The organism is Dokdonia ponticola (assembly GCF_042653865.1).
In the GTDB taxonomy this organism is placed as follows: Bacteria; Bacteroidota; Bacteroidia; order Flavobacteriales; family Flavobacteriaceae; genus Dokdonia; species Dokdonia ponticola.
Window position 1 is genome coordinate 83467 of record NZ_JBHSFV010000014.1, and the last position, 20424, is coordinate 103890.

18 protein-coding genes and 1 tRNA gene are annotated in these 20424 nt (G+C 32.0%); 6 read left to right on the plus strand and 13 right to left on the minus strand.

Going from position 1 to position 20424, the window contains the following annotated elements:
* Positions 1-26 precede the first annotated feature (26 nt).
* The 4 genes from ACFO3O_RS19280 to ACFO3O_RS19295 all read right to left on the minus strand — a co-directional run bounded on the left by ACFO3O_RS19280 (position 27) and on the right by ACFO3O_RS19295 (position 2740).
* On the minus strand, positions 27-869 hold the full coding sequence (locus ACFO3O_RS19280; RefSeq protein ID WP_379981894.1) for an SDR family oxidoreductase: 843 nt from the start codon (positions 867-869) through the stop codon (positions 27-29).
* A gap of 19 nt (positions 870-888) precedes the next feature.
* Positions 889-1389, minus strand: coding sequence for an anthrone oxygenase family protein (locus tag ACFO3O_RS19285; protein ID WP_379981896.1), 501 nt, complete (start codon positions 1387-1389; stop codon positions 889-891).
* A 4-nt stretch (positions 1390-1393) separates the two neighbouring features.
* Positions 1394-1795, minus strand: coding sequence for a DUF5367 family protein (locus ACFO3O_RS19290; RefSeq protein ID WP_379981898.1), 402 nt, complete (start codon positions 1793-1795; stop codon positions 1394-1396).
* Positions 1796-1885: 90 nt separating this feature from the next.
* Positions 1886-2740, minus strand: a complete 855-nt coding sequence (locus ACFO3O_RS19295) for a helix-turn-helix domain-containing protein (protein ID WP_379981900.1) — start codon at positions 2738-2740, stop codon at positions 1886-1888.
* Positions 2741-2845: 105 nt separating this feature from the next.
* On the opposite strand from ACFO3O_RS19295, the gene ACFO3O_RS19300 reads away from it, so the two are divergent.
* Positions 2846-3247 carry a thiamine phosphate synthase gene (locus tag ACFO3O_RS19300; protein ID WP_379981948.1) on the plus strand — a complete coding sequence of 134 codons (402 nt, stop codon included), beginning with the start codon at positions 2846-2848 and terminating at the stop codon, positions 3245-3247.
* A gap of 166 nt (positions 3248-3413) precedes the next feature.
* Here the strand turns inward: ACFO3O_RS19300 and ACFO3O_RS19305 are convergent, their stop codons facing one another.
* Together ACFO3O_RS19305 and ACFO3O_RS19310 are read right to left on the minus strand one after the other, a co-directional pair.
* Complete coding sequence (locus ACFO3O_RS19305) at positions 3414-5045, minus strand: alanine/glycine:cation symporter family protein (RefSeq protein WP_379981902.1); 1632 nt, start codon at positions 5043-5045, stop codon at positions 3414-3416.
* A 121-nt stretch (positions 5046-5166) separates the two neighbouring features.
* Positions 5167-6249 (minus strand): hypothetical protein, encoded by a 1083-nt coding sequence (locus tag ACFO3O_RS19310; protein WP_379981904.1) that lies wholly within the window; start codon positions 6247-6249, stop codon positions 5167-5169.
* Between the two features lie 372 nt (positions 6250-6621).
* Between ACFO3O_RS19310 and ACFO3O_RS19315 the strand changes: the two genes are divergently transcribed.
* Entirely contained in the window at positions 6622-7182 is a 561-nt protein-coding gene (locus ACFO3O_RS19315) for a DUF4494 domain-containing protein (protein ID WP_379981906.1), read from the plus strand.
* A gap of 87 nt (positions 7183-7269) precedes the next feature.
* On the opposite strand, the gene ACFO3O_RS19320 is transcribed toward ACFO3O_RS19315, so the two are convergent.
* From ACFO3O_RS19320 to ACFO3O_RS19340, 5 genes are all read right to left on the minus strand, one after another.
* Positions 7270-7953 carry a hypothetical protein gene (locus ACFO3O_RS19320; RefSeq protein ID WP_379981908.1) on the minus strand — a complete coding sequence of 228 codons (684 nt, stop codon included), beginning with the start codon at positions 7951-7953 and terminating at the stop codon, positions 7270-7272.
* Positions 7954-8210: 257 nt separating this feature from the next.
* Positions 8211-8555, minus strand: a complete 345-nt coding sequence (locus tag ACFO3O_RS19325) for a hypothetical protein (RefSeq protein ID WP_379981910.1) — start codon at positions 8553-8555, stop codon at positions 8211-8213.
* Positions 8556-8684: 129 nt separating this feature from the next.
* Positions 8685-9659, minus strand: a complete 975-nt coding sequence (locus tag ACFO3O_RS19330) for an SH3 domain-containing protein (protein WP_379981912.1) — start codon at positions 9657-9659, stop codon at positions 8685-8687.
* Positions 9656-11470: a hypothetical protein gene (locus ACFO3O_RS19335; protein WP_379981914.1), complete on the minus strand. Its 1815-nt coding sequence runs from the start codon at positions 11468-11470 to the stop codon at positions 9656-9658. The genes ACFO3O_RS19330 and ACFO3O_RS19335 overlap by 4 nt, the downstream gene beginning before the upstream one ends.
* An 8-nt stretch (positions 11471-11478) precedes the next feature.
* Positions 11479-12012, minus strand: coding sequence for a hypothetical protein (locus ACFO3O_RS19340; RefSeq protein WP_379981916.1), 534 nt, complete (start codon positions 12010-12012; stop codon positions 11479-11481).
* An 862-nt stretch (positions 12013-12874) separates the two neighbouring features.
* Here ACFO3O_RS19340 and ACFO3O_RS19345 point away from each other — a divergent pair.
* The 4 genes from ACFO3O_RS19345 (at position 12875) to ACFO3O_RS19360 (ending at position 17549) form a co-directional block, all read left to right on the plus strand.
* Positions 12875-13015: a hypothetical protein gene (locus ACFO3O_RS19345; RefSeq protein ID WP_379981918.1), complete on the plus strand. Its 141-nt coding sequence runs from the start codon at positions 12875-12877 to the stop codon at positions 13013-13015.
* A gap of 450 nt (positions 13016-13465) precedes the next feature.
* Positions 13466-14278, plus strand: coding sequence for a Shedu anti-phage system protein SduA domain-containing protein (locus tag ACFO3O_RS19350; RefSeq protein WP_379981920.1), 813 nt, complete (start codon positions 13466-13468; stop codon positions 14276-14278).
* A gap of 629 nt (positions 14279-14907) precedes the next feature.
* A complete protein-coding gene (locus tag ACFO3O_RS19355) occupies positions 14908-16920 on the plus strand; it encodes a DEAD/DEAH box helicase (RefSeq protein ID WP_379981922.1) in 2013 nt (670 codons plus the stop codon).
* Positions 16917-17549, plus strand: coding sequence for a hypothetical protein (locus ACFO3O_RS19360; RefSeq protein WP_379981924.1), 633 nt, complete (start codon positions 16917-16919; stop codon positions 17547-17549). Before ACFO3O_RS19355 ends, ACFO3O_RS19360 begins: the two co-directional genes overlap by 4 nt.
* A gap of 1132 nt (positions 17550-18681) precedes the next feature.
* Here the strand turns inward: ACFO3O_RS19360 and ACFO3O_RS19365 are convergent.
* Together ACFO3O_RS19365 and ACFO3O_RS19370 are read right to left on the minus strand one after the other, a co-directional pair.
* Positions 18682-18753 (minus strand) — tRNA-Val (locus ACFO3O_RS19365).
* A 296-nt stretch (positions 18754-19049) separates the two neighbouring features.
* Positions 19050-20423, minus strand: coding sequence for a tyrosine-type recombinase/integrase (locus tag ACFO3O_RS19370; protein ID WP_379981926.1), 1374 nt, complete (start codon positions 20421-20423; stop codon positions 19050-19052).
* Position 20424 lies beyond the last annotated feature (1 nt).

A 20424-nucleotide genomic window follows, 5' to 3' on the forward strand; every position in this document is an offset into this window, starting at 1 on the left:
TTCGTTTTTGATTGATGAATTTTCGTTTACGCTAACATCTTAGGGTTCCAAACACCTGTTGCTGCTGTAGCTTTCACATAGTCTATAAAATCTTTTGGTTTTCTCCCTAAAATTATCTCTATGTCATTTGTGATTTCAGCATTACTTGGATTGCCTAATACTTCAGAGAATAAATATTCAATCAACCATACGAAATCCGTTGGAACTCCTTGTTGCTTCATTACATTAACATACGCTGGTAAAGCAATTGGCGTAAAAACAATCTCTCTTTCTGTAATTTCAGAAATCTCTTTAATAACATCTCTGAAGGTTAATAATCTTGGTCCCGTAAGCTGATATATTTTACCTGTATGTTCATCATTTAATAAAGCAGCTACAGCTACATCTGCAATATCTTCTGTGTCTACATAAGGTACTTTAACCTCTGCCTGAGGTAAAGCGACAAAACCTTCTAGTATAGGTTCTAAGAAAAAGCTTTCGCTAAAGTTTTGATTAAACCAACTAGCGCGAACAATGGTGTAGTCTATTCCAGAATGAATGACCACTTGCTCACAAAGTTCTGCTTCTCGCTCACCTTTACCTGATAGTAACACCAGTTTTTTAATACCACATCTTTTTGCCTGTTTTGTAAGCTCTTCTATGGCTTCTAAGGCTCCAGGAACGGCTAAATCGGGTTGAAATGTAATATATGCTTTGTCCATGCCTTCTAGTGCTTCTGTCCATGTTTCTGGAGTATCCCAATCAAAAGGTGGGGTTGCAGATCTCGAACCGATTCGAACGTTGTGTCCAGCTTCTGTTAATTTACTTGCTACTTTACGGCCGGTTTTTCCTGTGCCGCCTATGACTAAAATATTACTTTTGTTTTTCATGATATATAATTTAATTAAGTTATTGTTTTGTGCTTTGAGATACGGTAATAATGAGTGTTAAAAATGAAATAATCGCAGTCACTGTTCTAATTAAATGCAACCGATTCCATCGGTCCTCGAAAGATGCTCTTAACGTCTTCAAATTTTCGCGCGAAAGCGCACTTAAATCAGTTTTATCTAAAATGTTATTAAGCGGGACATTCCCAAAAATGGTCACTAGTACAACTCCCCCTATATAACATACCGCTGCAAAAATGAGCAACAAGGTTACTTCACTCGACACATTTTTAAGGGTGTATAAATGAAGAGGACTTAAAAAGAAGGGTCCAAAAAATACAATGATGAACAATGGGTTTACTATGGTTCTATTCATGTTTTGAAAAGCCCTTAAAAAGCTCAAATCATCCATTCTGCCAATGCCTGGTGTAATCGCATTAGCCCATGTAAAACACAATCCTGCTGATAACCCTGTTAATAGCAGTAACGCTATACCTGTTATATTTCCATAAGTGAGTTCCATGCTGTTACTGCTTAGCTATCATTGTATTAGGATATATTCTAGTGTACCAGTATAAGCTTGCCACTACTAAAAATTCAAAGGCAATAATCCAAAAGTCTATGGAAGTAAAAAAGCTATAATGATTACCTCCATTTGGAATCACAAAAAATGGAACTGTGATGAGTGCATCTAATGCAACAGCCGTTAAAAGCAACACTTGCCCGATTATAAAACCATGGGTTTTATTTTCTGTTTTGTAATAATAAGAACAACCCATCCACACTAAAGGCATGACAACAACAAACAAAACAACGTTTGCTTGTGTATTTGGATTTTCTAAAACAGGAAGGTAATAAGAGCTGGAATAAAATAGAATAGCAATCATCCAAATAAGTATTCCGATTAAAATGGCACGTTTCGTTTTCATGTCTTTATACTTTTTAATTACATGACAAAACTATATGTAAGACAAAAGATTGGTTTGTCTTAAAAGGATAATGATTTGTTCGAAAAGTTGTTACTTGATTTGACTAGGGCGATAGCCGAATTTTTTTTCAAAGGCATTAGAAAAAGAGCTCAAACTGTCATAACCAACATGCCATGCGGCCTCTTGAACCGTTGACTCCTCATTTCTAATCATTTTATGCGCTAGGGTAAGACGTTCGTTTTGAAGGTATTTAAAAACAGGAACTCCAAAAAAAGCTTTAAAATCTTTCTTTAATTTAAAGGTATTTAAACCTATTTGCTTAGAAATTTCATTTAAAGACGGTGGATTGTCTAAGTTATTTAATAGAATCTCTTTGGCTAGATATAGCTTTTCGCGCTCAGGTGTTTTTATTTTTTCAGTGTGTAAATTGGCTAATTGACCAAAAAAATGAGATATCAACGCTGTTATTTGACTGCGGAAAAACATCATTTTTGTTTTACCTTCATATTGAATATTAAATAAGGAATCAATGATAGATTGCATTTCAGGCGTCATAATAAAGCTTGGACCCTCAACATAATGATCGGAAGGATTGACCAATTCATTAAGCATTTCTCCAAATAACTCACCTTCATGATTTGGAAGGTTATCAATAGTATTGGCAGTTGTTGCAATAACGATACATTCTAGAGGTTTAGAAGAAGAAACCGAATGTATAAATTCTACCTTTTGATCTGCATAAAATGAAAGTGTAAGCCCTTTGGTATGGGTAAATTTCTTTTGTTTATCGCCATATGTAACCGTCAAATCCACGTTACCTGAACCATAAAACGCCACGGCGATGATGGGCTCATCAAAAAAACAAGAATCTATTGTTAACTCGTTTACTTTGGCCTCTTCTACCAGAATGGTAAAATCATTTATTTCTATAATATCTCTAGTCATACAGCGTATTACAAATGTAAAGATTTTTGTTTTGGAAGTGTTTTACGAGATGCTATACTCCTAAAGTTTTCAGTCTTAAGAGCGATCTACTATGCTGATAAAATACTGGGTACGCTTTCTAGGAGTGATAACAACGCAGAAGTTTATGCTGAGTATATTGAACAAATGATAGGCGGAAGTGCCCATACGCTGCAAGATTGCGAGGCGCTATTGGAAAAACAGGCAGATTACATCTGTTTAGGGCCTTTCAGAGCGGCTGCCAGTAATCATACAGCAGTAACCTTAGGTATTCAAGGATACACCGCTATAACAGACCTCTTGCACAGCGAGACGCCTATTTTGGCTATGGGAGACATCACCATAACAGATGTCGCAGCTTTATTAGACGCAGGCATCTCAGGATTAGCCGTTTCAGAAGCCATTACTCGTGATTTTAATTCCATTAAAGTTTTTCATCAGTTACTCAAAGCTTCATCTACCCAAGAGCAACGACATAGCTTCAAATAAATTTGCGCAGTATTTTGAGCTCTTCTCTCCTATTTTCAATAAAGCTAAGTCCGCTTTCGCGAAAGCATAATACACACTCTACCCTATTTTTATAAATAAAAATGAAGTGCTTCATAAAGGATTTCATTAGTACTGTATATGAAATTCCTAAGACCTCTGTACTGAATCAGTTAATAGCCTTATGGAATTTAGAAACTTTAATCGCATCTATAAAACGTGCAAACTCCTGTCGAACCTTTGGAAATAAAAATAACAGTCCGATCATATTAGGAAAAACCAATGCTAAGATCATCGCATCAGAAAATTTAATGACTGCATCTAACGTAATGGCAGCTCCTAAAACAGTGAAAATTAAAAATAGTATTTTAAATGAGAGATCTGTAAATCTTCCTCTACCAAATAAGTATTTCCAAGATTGAAGCCCATAATAGGACCAAGACAAGATGGTTGAAAAAGCAAATAAACAAACGGCTATTACTAAAACATAAGAAGATCCAGGGATGGCATTGTCAAATGCCAAAGACGTTAAATTAACGCCACCAACTCTACTTCCATCTGCCATCAAAGCTTGACCATTGATGACATCTCCGTATACGAATGCGCCATCCATATTAAACATAACAATAATAATGGCCGTCATGGAACAAATGACAACCGTATCAATAAACGGTTCTAATAGTCCAACCAATCCTTCTGAAGCTGCATATTTAGTATTCACTGCAGCATGTGCAATAGCTGCAGATCCTGCTCCAGCTTCGTTGGAAAAAGCTGCTCGTCTAAATCCTTGAATCATAACCCCAATAAAACCTCCAGTAATAGTAGCTCTTGGCGTAAAGGCTTCTCTAAAAATTAAACCAATAGCATCATCTACAAAACTAAAATTTGAAAAGATGATAAATAGCGCTGCAGCCACGTATAATATAGCCATAAAAGGCACAACCTTCTCTGTTACTTTAGCGATGCGTTTAATGCCTCCAATGATCACAATACCAACAAGAATAGCAAAGATAACACCTATCATACTCCCCGTAGATCCTCCTTCTAAACCAAACCTACTTATGATCTGTGCGGCTGCTTGATTGGTTTGAAATGCATTTCCGCCTCCAAAAGAAGCTCCTACACATAATAGTGCGAATATGGCAGCTAGTATCTTACCCAGTTTAACAAATCCCTTTTCTTTTAATCCTCTAGACAAATAGTACATGGGACCTCCAAAAACATTCCCTTCTTTATCAATATCTCTGTACTTAACACCTAAAGTACACTCCACAAATTTGGTTGACATACCAAATAAACCTGCTATAATCATCCAAAAAGTTGCTCCAGGACCGCCAATAGAAATAGCGACGGCTACCATCGCAATATTTCCCAAACCAACGGTTCCTGAAACTGCAGTTGCTAATGCCTGAAAATGATTCACCTCCCCATGATGTGATTCATCTTTAATCGTATCAACAAGATCTCCTTCAATTTCATGCACATTTGTAGTAACTATAGGGTTTTGGGTTTCTATCTCATCATACTTTCCCCTCACTACCTGAATAGCTGTTGGAAAATGTTTAATGTTTACAAACCCAAAATAAATAGTGAAAAATATAGCTCCAAGTACTAGTAATAGTAATACTAAAGGTATTTGATAACCTCCAATATTTATGGTAGAAAGAATAAATCCTTCCCACCAAGTAGCGAAAGGCATAAATGCATTATTGATTTGTTCGTCTAGGCCTACAGTTTGTGCTTGACCAACGATAGGAAAACTAATACATAAAACATAAAGAATTTTTTGTTTAAAGAACATAGCGACTAATTTTTAGTATAGCGCAATGTGTTTATTTCAATGTTTAAAATCCTTAAAAATCAGAAAAAATATAAAATTGTCAGTAATTCAATTACTGACAAAAGGTATGTGAAGTCCTTGTTTAACTGAAAATATTTTCGATAGGTACAATCAAACGAATTTTTCGATCTCTCTTTTCCGACATTTCAAAAAGTGTATTTTTAAGTGGATTTAAGTGATGTGTATCAGTCCAATTCTGTTTTCCAAACATTCCGTCTAGTAAAGAAACTAGTAAACGTTTAACCTCATTATAATCGTTTATATCAAAGTTGTTCTCTGTCTTTTTATAACTTTTGGGCTTTATTTCTAACCAATCTTCTCCAGATTTTCTTTTATGTGCAAATTTTAAGAATAAATCATAAGAGGCAGGCGTTAACTTTATCTTTCTTTTATGGTTACCTGGTAATCCTTTTAATGAGACGTAGTGCTCATATTTACCAGCATCGTTTTTGTTTTTTTCAAAATAGACATACAAATCCTTCGTGTCGGGAATAATATTTTCTGATAACTCTTTTACCCAGCTTAATGCGAGTGCAAAGAATAACATAATAAGTGAGGTTTTAAAAATAGCAGAATATAATGTCAGATTTATAGAGTAACCAGATAACTTATACATTTGAGCTACTAGAACAACAGCTATACATACTAATGATAACCAAGCTAAAGCTTTTAAACGGCGCTTACTAAAAGACTCCCACAATACAAATCCGAGAAAACCTAACGTGAAAATGGCATAATAAACATCAAGCTCAGTCATCATCGTTATAGCGTTACCTGATACCATTCTATTGAGTGTAGGTACTATAGAAAACACAAAGGGCACACCAACAATGTACACCCAGTATTTAGATTTAATAATATGCGCAATAGCCTCTGGCAAATATCTAAACCATGGTAATGCCAATAAAATAAATAAACTATTTAATAAGGATAATATACTTCGCCAGCCATCTAATACCGTTGAAGAATGCACTTCTATACTTGCAAAATAGATCTCAATAATACCTGAAATACTCCAACATAACACCGATAATGCTAACCATACCTGACCAAAATCGTTTTGTCGCCTACCAATGTTTCTCCATATAGCCATGAGAGCTACAAATGCAAATAAGCAAACAGCAAATTGCCACCAACCATAAAATAATAAAATATCATTATTCATTTCTAAATTTATAAAGCTTATGGAACCATATGCATCACAAGTATATAAAAAACATTACGATATAACGTACTATTAAAAAATTATAGTGATTTAATAATCATTTTTTCGTTTGTATTATCATTCTTTACAAATTTGACCTCGCCTCTTCTTCTAGAAAAGAATATGTACTCGCCCTCTCCTATTCTGATCCATTCTAAGACCGCTTTCGCGAAAGCGTATAAAACAACCATCAACTCAGGAATGTCAAAATGGATAACTTATTCGTGCTGAAATCACTACAATACCCTTCTTAAAATTGTGAATATCTATTCTTGGTTTACTTATTTCGCCTTGAGCTAAACCTTATTTTTGGCAACCTTAAAACAAAATGATATGAGTGCAACATGGTATGAATGTAAGGTAAAATATAGAAAATTTGATGAAGCTTCTGGAATGCTAAAGGTAAAGACAGAACCTTTTTTGGTCGATGCTATTTCCTATACAGAGGCCGAAAGTAGAATTACTGAAGAGATGTCAGCCTACTTGAGTGATAGTGATGAAATTAAGATCACCAATATTAAAGTAGCGAATTTTGCTGAAATTCATCCTTTTGAGAATGCCGATAGATGGTTTAAATCTCGGGTGTCGTTAATCGCTTTTGATGAAGAGAGTGGCAAAGAACGTAAAACAAATCTTTACTTATTGGTACAGGCAAATGATGTAAAAGAGGCTTTTGAAAATACCGTGAGTACCATGAAAGATACGATGGGAGAATATACGATCCCTGCGATTTCAGAGTCTCCGATTATGGATGTGTTCCCTTATTTTTCTGGGGAAGAGGATGATATGGAGCGTATAGAAAAGTTTACAGCTTTAAAAGACTCCGTTCCTACAACTCCTGAAATTGATGAAATTGCAGCGATGGCAGATTCCCTTTCGGTTGAAAGCGAATAATTATAGTTTTCTTTTTTTACTATAAATACATATACAAATAGCGCCAAAAGGCGCTATTTGTATATGTATTTAACCTTATGTTCAATTCTAAAAAGCGGTTAGGATTTCATAACTACCTACATACACTCCTGTAATCGTTACATTGTTATCATCTTCATAGGTATAACTACAGTCTATGGTGCCTGTCCCAGCTGCAAGATCTACGGTTATGCTATTAACCGTAAACAAATGTGTGGGATGTACCAAATCTCCTTGAGCTTCTGCAGTATGAGAATAACTCGTTGATGTTCCTACTTGACCATAGGATAGGCCTCCTACCATACTGGTATTAGAAAATGAGGTAATCTCTGTATGTGCATAGTTATTTCCTTCCATAATGATGTTTACACCTGGATTTTGTACAGGCCAAACGAATATAGGTAGTTGTGCTGGACTTGCAGAGGTAGCGATGAGATTACAGGTGATTTTTGAAAAATGCGTGGTAGACGTTTCAAAAACGATTCCGTTGACACTATCTTCAATAACAGTCCCATCTGTAAATACAAATGAAAATTCGCGATCATAATCTCCTGCAGCATCATCTAACAAAAGATATGCTTGCGTGGTGACAAAAGCATCAGTTCCTATCACAAATTCTGTATCTGTATCACCAGGAACTGCTACAACTTCTGGTTCGGGATCTGGCATAGGTTCGGCTTCTGGTGTTGGATCATTGTCTGTAGAACAACTTGCTATAATTATAGAAGCGAAGAGGTACATTACTTTTTTCATGTTTTGAGTTTTAGGGTTTACTAATACCGAAACTAGGGCTGTTCTAGAGAATAAAAAATAGGGGATTTTTTTTTGAGGGTTTATAAACTATAAGTGTGGGGATCTAATTTATATTCGTCTATAGGCTTTGATGTCTTTTTTGGAATAAGTAGACATTTATGCCGTTTTGAGAAAGCTAGCATATCATATACGATGGCACCCTCCCTACCGTCAGGCTGGAGCCCGAAAGCTATAAAAAGAGAAAACAATAATGTTTGTTAGATAACATCAATTACTTTCTCAAGCATATAATGTACAAAGCCTACAACGATGGTGATGAGAAACATCACCAAAAACCGAATGATTCTTTTTTTTGAATGTTCCTTGAGTTTTTTTTGAAGGTAAAAAATATCTACTAGAAGATAGAGGGCTGCGATGATACCTGCAAGTATGGGACCAACGCGCAGCAGTGCAACTTGATAAATAATAAAGCCAATTATATCAATAAAACCATTTGATGGTTCAGGTATGGGACCTAAAATGAGAAACAGATACCCATAGGCAAAGAGGATCGCAATACAGATCCAACAGAAATAGCTTATAATTATTTTGAATAGTCTCATTAGGTTTTGATTGTTTTCAAGGAATGTAATGACGAAGTAGTTTATACTGATTGTCACACTGAGCTTGTCGAAGTGCGTAGCCGAAGTGCGAAAGCGTATAAAACACTTACCGTTTTATCTATCATGTTATTAATTATGTAGAATTTCACCCATAAAATATTGATCAGTTTCATTCTCTGTGTCAGTCCAATGGTCTCCCGTTGAATACATAAAAGTGGTTTCGTTTATCCAATAAAACGTTTTAAACCTGCAAATATCAAAGTGGCTATTTAATTCGGTTAGATATACAAATTTGCCATTCTCGTTTTTTTGGAAGAAATAGGAGATACACTCTTGTCCTCCAAAATACCCATTTAAACGGTAGCTATTATTTGGTGATGAAATCATGTATTCAGGATTACCAATGGTTAGTTCGGTTTCTCCCGTTTTTAGAGAAAAGCATCTATCGGTTGTATGCCCACCCTCTAAAACCAAAATATCATATTCGGGATAATACGCAGAATAGCCCTCTGAAAATCCAAAATCCACACAACTTAGATCAAAAACTACTTTAAATCCATTTTCTAAATGGATTTTTTTAATGGTTTTAGATACTGAGTATGTTGCTTCTTCAGATTCTAAAACCCAGTCAACTCGATTTTTTAACATCATTTTAATCGAGTCAATATGTTGTATTGCTTTGGGTTTACGGATTTTTTTCGATGCTCGTTGCGATAACTCTGTATACGTTACTTTATCAATTTGCTTTATAGTGATTAAATCATCGTTTTTTGCTTTTTTCAGATAACCGTCAAAGACATAACCATATGTTATTGATCCATCATCATTTCCGTACGCTATACACGAAAAATTGCCATATTTAATTTTGACAAACTTTCCCTTGATTAGTTTTCCATTATCATTTATAATGAATTCTGTTTTTGTGTCTGCTATTTTTTCTACCATGAATCCAAACGGAATCTTGGCTATCTTTTTTGAGGATAAATTACTGCCTGAGCGAACATTTAATCCGCTCTGAGCATTAATAAAATAATAGTCTTGCCCGTAACTAATGCTGGTTATAAGGAGGAGTAACAGCACTACGAGTTTCGTTAGGGTTTTCATTCGCATACTTGAGATACATAAGAAGTTAGATGTTCTTGAAGTACAGGATGTTGATTTTCAATGTTAAAATCTGAATCTCCTTTTCGTGTGATCTGCTCCGTTTTATTTGAATTAGCACAACTGAAGACATAGGTTTCAACATATTCTTCTATTCGTTTTTCATTCGTATACCTTTCGACTTTAAAGACAGTTTCTATTACATGTTCTTTTTTTATCCTGCTCTGTTCAGAATAGGTCATCGCACAACCCGAACCACAGGAGATGACAAAAGACTTAGAAGCCTTTGGACTAGTACTTAATTCTTGTTTGTCCAGATTATTATCAAACGTCTTTTCTATGACCTGAGACTTTTCTGAATTAAGCCATTGTATCGTTTCATTAGTATACTCAAAATAATCAATTTGTGTGTAGTTCCATGATTTAGATTCTCGCATATGTATGCCTTGTACTTCATACGTGACCGAAATTGTTTTAGCCTCCTTATCTGTGTTTATAAAAATCTCGTCAAAGGTGGTTTGTACCGTTGCCCCTTCTGGCATGGTTCCACATGCGGTTAATTTCTTTAAAGCTATGGCATCTTTAGAGAACCAATTTCTCAAAAACCCTAGATGTTGTTCTGAACATTGGTATCCTAAATCTAAAGCAGTTAAAATTTTACAACGTAAGTTGCTTCGGTCTTCATTAACGCGGCCATCCCATGAACACTCGTTACCTATAAATGTTGCGACAAAGGCTAATGCTGCCTTTTCTGGATTACTGATCGATTCAATAAAGGATTCATTAAGAAAAATCGAATTAACATCTTGGTTACTTTTCTCGTCAAATTTTTCTTCTCTCCATAAAAATTTGACTGGTTTTTGATGAGATGCTATACGCTTTGCATTTATTGCCCATTCTCTGAAATCTAAAGTTTCTCCATCGCCAGCTAGAAAAATACTATCCATTTTCCATTCAACTACCAGAAAATCTCCGTACTTAAAATGATACGCATCATGAGTATCCCGATCCCATTGATAGACTAACGATACCTTTGTACCCCTCTTTTCTCCTTCGATCATTCTATAGTCATAATCGTCATTGTAGGCAGAAAACATGATTGTATCTGTATACGTTTTATCTAGTGTAATTGCTTCCCCTAGTCTTATATTGCTGGTAAATTTCTTTTTAATTCTGTGAATATCACCATTAGGAGTTATTTGAAATTGGGTTGTGTCAATTTGTGTAGTATTTCCATAAAACTCATCAATAACGGTCACAAATTGTTGTTCTATTTTACCATGTTTTCTGGACCAGCCTTCTGCTATTTCATCGTAAGCAATGACTAATGAGTTTGTCTTTAGCGCACCATCTTCACTGTAATATTGTGATAGCCTTTTTTCTAGATCATAATGAATTAAAATGGATTCTAATTCATTCTCTCCCTTATAGACATTAAGCACTATGGTATAAAATTGATCTGATAGTTTTAGTTTATAAGATGGCATAAATCTAAACGTATACCCTTCTTTATCTATTTCAGGATACATTTTATCCAACTGCAACATCTTAATCTCTTGTTTATTAAATTCTTTGACATCAGTGATATTATCAAAGTTTGTCGTGTCAAGTACAGGTACGTTTTTTAAAGGAAGGTTTTCCCATATTTTAGAAAAGTCAACTAGAGAATCATTTTTTAATTGATTAGTTTCAATGAGTTCATTCGTTTCTGTCTTTTGAACCTTTGTTTGCTCATTAGTAGTTTTCGGCTTGTTAGTACATGCCGTGAAAATCAAAGTGACTATGAGTAGAAAAATAGGTGTCTTTTTGTTCATGTTATATGCTAGTTGCTGTCTAATACTGTTTCTGCAAATTCAGATAATTCTTTTTGAGGATGGCTGTTGCATTGGTTAAGTAAGGTGTCCGTTTTAATGATATCCCAACCTTTATAATAATGAAGCTTACCGATACTGTTTAAAGAGTCATTCTCACAATATTCTATAAGGAATTCTGAAATGCGGTACTGATGGTAGTGAGACAATTCTTCACTAATAAACCCGCCAGGGTCTTCTTTGTTTTCTATAAAATGGTCGGTACCTGCTTCTCCAAAAGGAATTAAGAAAAAAGTACCTGAGTAGTATTCATAAAAACGGATACGGTATAATGGTGTATTCATTTTATTTTCTGAAAGTTCATTGATTCTATGCTTATCAAGAAATTCGGTGTTTACTTTAGTAAGCACCATTTTTTTAATCATACGGTGCATAGAATCCGTATCCTTGATCGGGTTTTTAATTAAATATAGATCAGGATATACGTTGGATTGAATAAACTCCATTTTTGTAAAAAAAGCAATTTTTAAGACACTCGTTATCATAAGTATAAGAATTATAACCAACGTCCATTGTATTCGTATTTTCTCTTTAAGAACCCACTTGACGCCTCTGTATAGAAAATACACCCCAATGAGTAGCAGTACCAATAAAAAAAATAGAATGACTAAAAGCATTAGCTAGGTATAGTGATGGTTATGAGTGTATGATTACTTTATACTTCAAAAATATTGTTTGTTTTATATATAATCTATGACTAAGGATGTTTCTTTCTCATTACAATGATCCAATAGAGCAATCCAATGAGAAAGAAGAACAATGCCAATATCCCATATACTCTTGAATTATCTTGTTCATATACTACCATAGCCATTTCATCAAAAAATTTACCTTCAGCATTGTACTCGAGTTGATATCGATTAAACCATATAATTCCAAAAAATAGTCCAAGTATTAGTGAGATTATTGGGATACTCCACCTTAGATTTTTTTTCATTTTAATATATGTGTACTATTATTCTAATTAAGTTTCGTTGTTTTAAACTTTCTGAACACCTCTCATTTGTGTTTTGTTGGCACCGCCAAAGGGTTTAATACTCCGAGGCTTTATATATTATTTAATATTAATTACAATTATATATGTTACTGATTTTTAAAATTTTATACGTAAAAAAAATAGATTTTTTATAAATTTTAGTTTATTAATTTCTAAATAACGTAGGGTATAACGTAGGGTTTTAACGTAGGGTTTAATAGTTTTAAATACCATGGCGCTACTGTCAAACAATGTGGGAACCTCATCTTAAGTTTTTGTTATTTCCTCTATTATACGGGTTTATCGGTAAATATCACATCATTTATATTTGGTTAAAGTTTCGTAACTTTTAAGTATCAAATATTTAGATTATGAAAACACGAATTATCATTTCATTAGTTTTATTTTTTTCTATTAGTTGTGATCCTATTGAGGTAGATACTCAATCAGAGAGTTATTCTGTTGATCCACCACCAAGTCAAGAAGAAGAGGAAGAACTCGTCCCTAATTAATGATTAATAGGAGACTACATATAAGCTTACATCAAGTAAAAATAAATTGTTTTTTTAGGAATTGGGTGGGAAAGGTTTAATTGTTACTAATATATTGGATTAATCGATCTTTTATATAGTTTTCTTTGTTTTTCATTTTCTTTACATTCTGTAGTAATATTTTCATTTATAAATTCCATCCAATCGTTTAGGCTGTGTTTAGAATTAATTTTATCTGTTAGTTGGTTGATTTTATTTCCGTATTTATCTACAATATTATTATAGATTATTTGAAAAAATATTTGTTAAAGACTTTTTTTAGAAGACCCTTTTTAGGGTTGAGGTTTAGATGTTACTATTTGTTTGTTTTCATTGAAAGGCTTTAAATATCCCATAGGATATATAAATTTTAAACTTCTTTAAATTATCTTTATCGGAAACGAAATTTCACATAAAGCATTAGAATTAAGTATGTTAATTAAAGGTCAAAGAGATTACACTATTCTTACGGAACAGGAGCAAGAACATGTTAGAGAGGCTGAAATTTATATAAGTAACTTTAAACAGAGAGGTATTCCGATGAATGCTTTGTCTGAATATCACAAGATATTACCAAACGCATTTTATCATTTCAATACAATTTTCCCCAATAATTATTTAAATACAAGTGTGTTAAAGGATATTGAAAAATTAGATTTATTGGAATCAGATTATAGGAAATTATTAGATTCTGATATTGGAGAGAGAGAATTATTAAACTTCATAAATAAAGGAACGAATTATAATATTATAGCTTCTTTATTTCATAGTGGTTATGATTTTGGTCATCATGAAGCTTTTTTATTCAAGGAGTTTGAGTTAACCTCAACATTTAAGGCAGATTACTTATTAATAGGTAAAGCATCTGATGGATATTCTTTCATTTTTGTTGAGTTAGAAAGTCCTTATGGTCAAATCACTTTAAAAGATGGGGAGTTTGGATTGTCTTTTAGAAAAGGTATTAAACAAGTGGAAGATTGGGACTCTTGGATTGAAGGGAATTTCAGTTCTTTAAAATTGATTTTTAATAAGTATAAGAGTCCTAACAAAAATTTACCTAATGAATTTTTAACTCTTGATAAATCCAGAATACATTATACAGTTATATCTGGTAGAAGAAGTGATTTCAATGATAAAACCTATGAATTAAAGAGAAAGTATTTAAGGAGGAATAATATTAAAATTCTACACTACGATAATATTTTTGGGTATTTAGATCATCTTAAAAGAGCTAGAAATTATTGAAATTTCGATTTCAAATTCTAATATAAACATATTTACCTACAACTTTATATGAGTCAAATCATTACATTTATATACGTGATAAAAAAGTAAATAGTTTTGATAAAAAGTTCACAAAAGAGATTAAAAGGATTAGAATATTCATTATTAATCTAAACTTTAGCAAGTTTTGCTTTATCAAATCTATTAGATATAGATTTAGATAAAACAGGAGTGTCTAAGTCTTTAGTTAACTCATCCTTATCACTAAGCTTTAATCAAAAAATAAATTTATTACTAGCTGTTGGTTATATATCAGGTTTAGAAAATCGTTTAAAGAAAATTTATCCAGAATACTTCTCTGATAATAATCTTGAGAAATCTTTTGAAAAATGTGTGTACCAGATATATAGTGAAAGTTCAAATATTTTAACTGATTTTAAAGGTGGTAGATTGGAAAAAAGTAAGATTATCTGATGGAATTATTGGATATATACATCAATCTAGAGTGAATAATTATTGATTGTCATAATATATCTATTTTAAAGTAACTCAAAGTAATATTTAAAAATAACTTATTGAATTTATGGTTTATTTATCATTTTTTAAAAAACGATTTTTAGTAACTTAGAACCAATATAATAATCATATTTATGAGTAGTTATTTTTACTTACATACTGAGAAAAATGCTTCTAATGCTGATCTTATAGACAAGTTAAAAAAGTATTCAGAGGAAAATCAAACTTTAATATACGTTCTTGATAGACCTTTGACAGATCAAAGATATACTTATGCGTATTCTGATTCTTTAATAATACTATCACCAAAAAACAAAATAGCTATTATTGATTATGGTGATAATGAAGAACGATTTGAAGATTATGTAGATGATGTTATTGAAGATATGGGGTCAATATCTGATAAGTATTTATACAAAGAAGTATTAGGAAGACCAAGAAAATGGAGGTCTTCTTTAGTAGAAACAGATATTAATTCAGAAGAAATTAATGATATTGAAGACTTTCTAGATAGTCTATATTTAGATGATGAATTAGATAAAAAGAAACTTGACCTTTTAATATCTCTTTTTATAGGAAGTATAAATGATATAGATCGAGTTAAAGAAGAGGTTCCAGAAACTACTCTTGATAAAGTAAAACAAAAAATTCAACTTTTTGATGGAGATCAGACACGCTTTATTTATGGGAATTTAGGTAAAAAGAAGATCAGAATACAAGGATTGTCAGGTACAGGTAAGACTGAACTTTTATTACACAAGCTAAAAGATTCATATGTTAATGATAGTTCTTCAAAAATATTTTTCACTTGTCATAATAAAATATTAGCTGATAATTTAAAAAAACGAATTCCAAATTTTTTCAACTTCATGAAAGTTGAACAACAAATTGAGTGGGATAGACGATTATGGTGTAATAATGCTTGGGGATCTAATTCTTATCCTAATTCAGGTGCTTATCGTTATATCTGTCATTTTTATAAAATCCCATTTTATACATTTTCTTATCAAATGTCTTTCAGTAGAGCTTGTGAATTAGCTATAATAGATATTAAGGCTAAATACGGAACAGAAAAAGTTGAATATGCCCTTACTCATATGTTTATAGATGAAAGTCAAGATTTTGATGAACATTTTTTTGCATTATGTGATTTAGTCACTGAAAAAAATATTTATATAGCTGGAGATATATTTCAAAGTATTTTTGATGAAAATATATCAGGTACAATTGAACCTGATTTTCTGTTAGGAAAATGTTATAGAACTGATCCTAAAACTCTGATGTTCGCTCATGGTCTTGGAATGGGACTTTTTGAAGAAACGAAGCTTCGTTGGTTAGAAGAAAAAGAGTGGAAAGATTGTGGATATAATGTTAGAGTAGAAGAATCTAATTATTATTTAAGTAGAGAACCTCTCAGGCGTTTTGAAGATTTAGAAGAAGGTTTTGAAAGCATTAGAATAATTGAAACGGAAGACACATTACCGAATACAGTGTTAAAAGTAATAAAAGAGATAAGAAAAGAAAACGAAACTGTTCAGCCAGATGATATAGGGATAATATTATTAGATAGATCTAAAGATATATACAAAACAGCTGATTTAATTGAGTATAAAATTAGAAAAAAGATAGGTTGGGATGTTAATAAAGCTTACGATACAAAAGAAAAAATCCCTAATACTATACTTATTAGTAATAGAAATAATGTAAAAGGGTTAGAATTTCCATTTGTTATTTGCCTTACTAAAAGAATTATAAATAGCCCAGGTTATAGGAATTCACTTTATACCATGTTAACAAGATCATTTATCAAATCATTTTTTATTACTGGGGGTGAAATGTTATTTTCTGGACTAACAGACGGAATGAAAGAAAGTTTAAATCATATTGTTGAAAATCAAGAAATGGTTATTCAAGAACCTTCTGATCAGGAAAAAGAAAGTATTCGAACTAGATTTAAGTATAATTTGAAAAAACTATCGCATTATGATTTAATGATAGAGATATTTAAAGATTTAAAAGTCGAAAAAAAATATCATGAAAAACTTTTGTTAGCAACCCAACAAATGGATATGGTAGATACTAATCGCTCAACAATTAAAGAATTTGTTCAAGATAATTTGAAATACTTACAAGGAAGGGTACGATGAAAGAGATTACAATAGGAATACTCCCTTTTCAAGAAAAAGATTTCTTTTTTCCTATTAGGGATAAGGTCGATTATGTAAAGCTTATATTAAATTCAACACAATATCTACTTTTAAGTAATGATATTGAAGAAGTTGATTTAAAAGAATGTAATTCTAAACTAAAAGTTGTTATTGATAGGATGAGTAGATTATTTTTCTATCAAAAAGGAAAGTATTTTAGCATATCATTTCCTTTTATACTAAGATTAGATGATGATGACAAGATTCTAGAAATAACAACCTTTACTGGAACTATAATTGATAGTCAGAGTGTATCAATGGCTAGCGCGGTACTTAAGGATGGAATTTTCCAATTAAGTCAATCACTCATTGATTATTACCTTGAAGCTTCGAAAGTTGAATCTTATGGTATAGATTTATTGGAAACTATTTTTCATTCAGAACCAGCGTATCTTAGGTACGATTATGACCCTGAAAGAGAAGATGGTAGACAACACCCGTTAAATCATTTAGATGTTAATTATTCATCTTATGGAACCTATAAATTAGGTTTAAATAATGAGATTATTGAAAACTACTTTGAAAATGTAGTAAATATTAATACTGACTGTTCATTTTTGGATGATTAAATCTTATACCAGAATACCCCAATAATTTGCTGTATTCTATCTCCTGTTTTCTATTTCTTTTGAAAGTATCAGTATCCTGTAACATAAAGTTCCACCATTTTTGTTTCATCTCTTGATGTTCATCATTTTTTAAAATCTCTAACATCATATAATATCTTAAATAATTATTCAAATATTTAGTCGATACTGAACAAAAGTTATCTTTTATCTACCTTTCCAACCTTCCAACAATGTTATTAAGATTATTGACATGATACTCCTTAAGTTGAGGATGCTTCTTTTGATGAGATCGAAATGTCATATGTTTTAAATCTAAATCTTTGAAAAACTTAACCAAAGCCGTTGATTCATCTGTACAAATTATATTCGCACTATTAAATCTCGTAACATCCATTTCCCTTTTCAAATGTTGGGCATTAATCTTTCCAGTACAAACTAATTTAAAATCATAGGTCTTATACCTGTCAAGCGTAATCATAACCGACACATGCTTTCTATTACTAACTCCTTGTCTAGGTCTTCCAGTATGAATAAAGTTCTTTATACGCCCCTTTTGATTCAACTTAAAGAATATATCATCTGTCTCGACAATACTCTTAAACTTGTTTGTAAATATCTTTTCAAAAGATGATAAAACCTTATATCTCTATAAGAAAACAGTTTTTGGATAAACATTAATAACCTTAGAGGTTTTAAGCAAACTTTTACCTAAAAACATCTGCTCTATAAAATCCCTAAATTCTTTAGTCTTCTTTATACCATGTATAGTAGTTCCAGTTAATTCATTAAAAGCCCTCTAACACCCTTGACACTTATATCTTGTACCGCTCGTTTTCTTAGATTTAGCACTATAGTGATCTTATAAGAACCATGATTGTGACAACTATTTCATTATTTTCTCAATATTCATAACTGTGCTTTTAAACTGGATATTGACTAATATCCAGCGAATTAATCGAATTCAGGAATTTAAAGCGCTAAATATTCGCTAACAAAAAGCTAAAGTTTTTAGTTATAGAAATCGAAAAGGAAAAGTTGCTAATAAATATTAAAAATGAGTAAACATGTTACCTTTATATTAATACATAAAGAATGAGAATAAATAAAAGTTTAAATTTACCTTGTAAGTTGCTGTCAGGGACAGGATTCGAACCTGCGTAAAAATGACTGTTGGTCACTTACCTAACCTCTCGGCTACCCTGACATATAAAAACATTAATCGGATTCGTGATTATACGTGTCCGATTTTTATTTGTTCTTACTGTATATAAAATGAAATGAGAGAAGTTGCCCAGAAATAAAAAAATCTCAAAAAATATTTCTGAGATTTTAATAGATCGCGTTTGAGTAAATTTGTAGCTATCTTTTTTAAACTAAAAGAATACTCCATGATAATAAAAATTGAAAAATATTATATCTTGAAACATCTAAAAATTTAATTAGCCCACATTATTTGACAGTAGCTCCAATACCATTAAAACCTATTATTATTTTTAATAGTTAATTTGTGAAAAGTTTGAATTTTCTTTGCGCATTGGCTATTACTTTTTTGTCAATGTAATGCTTGTCAATGACCTCATTAGATGTATGAGAAGTTAAATTTCCCGTTTCTGATCCCATCGCTAATTTCATATAACTAATGTACGTTTTTCTTAAATGTTTAAATTGGATACTTTTACCTGTTTCTAATAGTTTATAGAAATGAGAAAACCCTTTTGACATATTTTCCATAAGTACATTGGGACTTGTTTTGTTATTTACATCTAAGATATACCTATCAGTGTCTTTTTTTTCATTAAATCCTAATCGATCTAATAAGTCTAATAAATTGACTGTAATTGGAATAATCTTAGGAGGAACATTATTATTAAATCCATCTCCTTTACCTCTTTCTACTTTTAAATTAGGGACTTCTAAATAACTAGGTTCCCCATCAATATATCTTATCATATTCCATTTAAGACTAATAATTTCTTCGCGTCTGCCTCCTGTTTGTAATCCTAATTCAATGGCGGATTTTAGCCAAGGTCTATATCTATTAACTTTATTTTTCTTTTTCTTTCCTTCATAAGTATGTCCATTCTCGGGTGTTATTGCTTTTAGGAGTGCTTTATATTCTGGCATAGATATAGAATCATTTTGTTTGACAACAGTTCTATTTTTTACTTTCTTAAATGGGTTAGTCATCTTGAGTTCAAATTCAATAATAGCCCAAGTAAAAAAGCCTTTAAGTAATCCCATTTTATTATTGTAGGTTTTATTAGCGAGTTGTCTTTCATTTAAGAGGTAGTTATGAAAATAACCTACATGATTATCATCAATTTGAATCATTTGTGTAAGAGTTGATTTTATTTTCTTTTTTTTCAAAACGTTATTAAACTCCTCTAGTGCTCTAAAAGAAGCTCTAATATGATCTTTCGATCTTTCTTTTTTAAGATGATCCGCTACATTGACATTTTCTAAAAAGAGTATATAGGCTGATTGCGCAGATGCTAAATACACATGATTATGTTGTTGTTTTTTAGGAATTAATGGCAGGTCTACATCTAGTACTTGATCTTTTACTTCTTTTTCAAAAGCAATTGCTTCGACAACAGCATCATTATAGGTCTCAGCTTTTAACGTTCTACTGATCGTTCCTTTAGCGGTTCCTGGTATATGCACTCTGGATTTAAAAACGTGCTTATCAATAGATTTACATCGGGTATAACTATATCCTGATATACCGCAAGTAGCGTGTTTTTGTTTTATTTTACCATCTACCTCAAGGGTTTGCTCTGTCCATGTAAAATACTTTTTGCATTTATTATTTGCACAATAAATCATTAGTCCTTTGTGCTTTCTGTTTCTAGTGGGCAACTTTTTCTTTGTCATA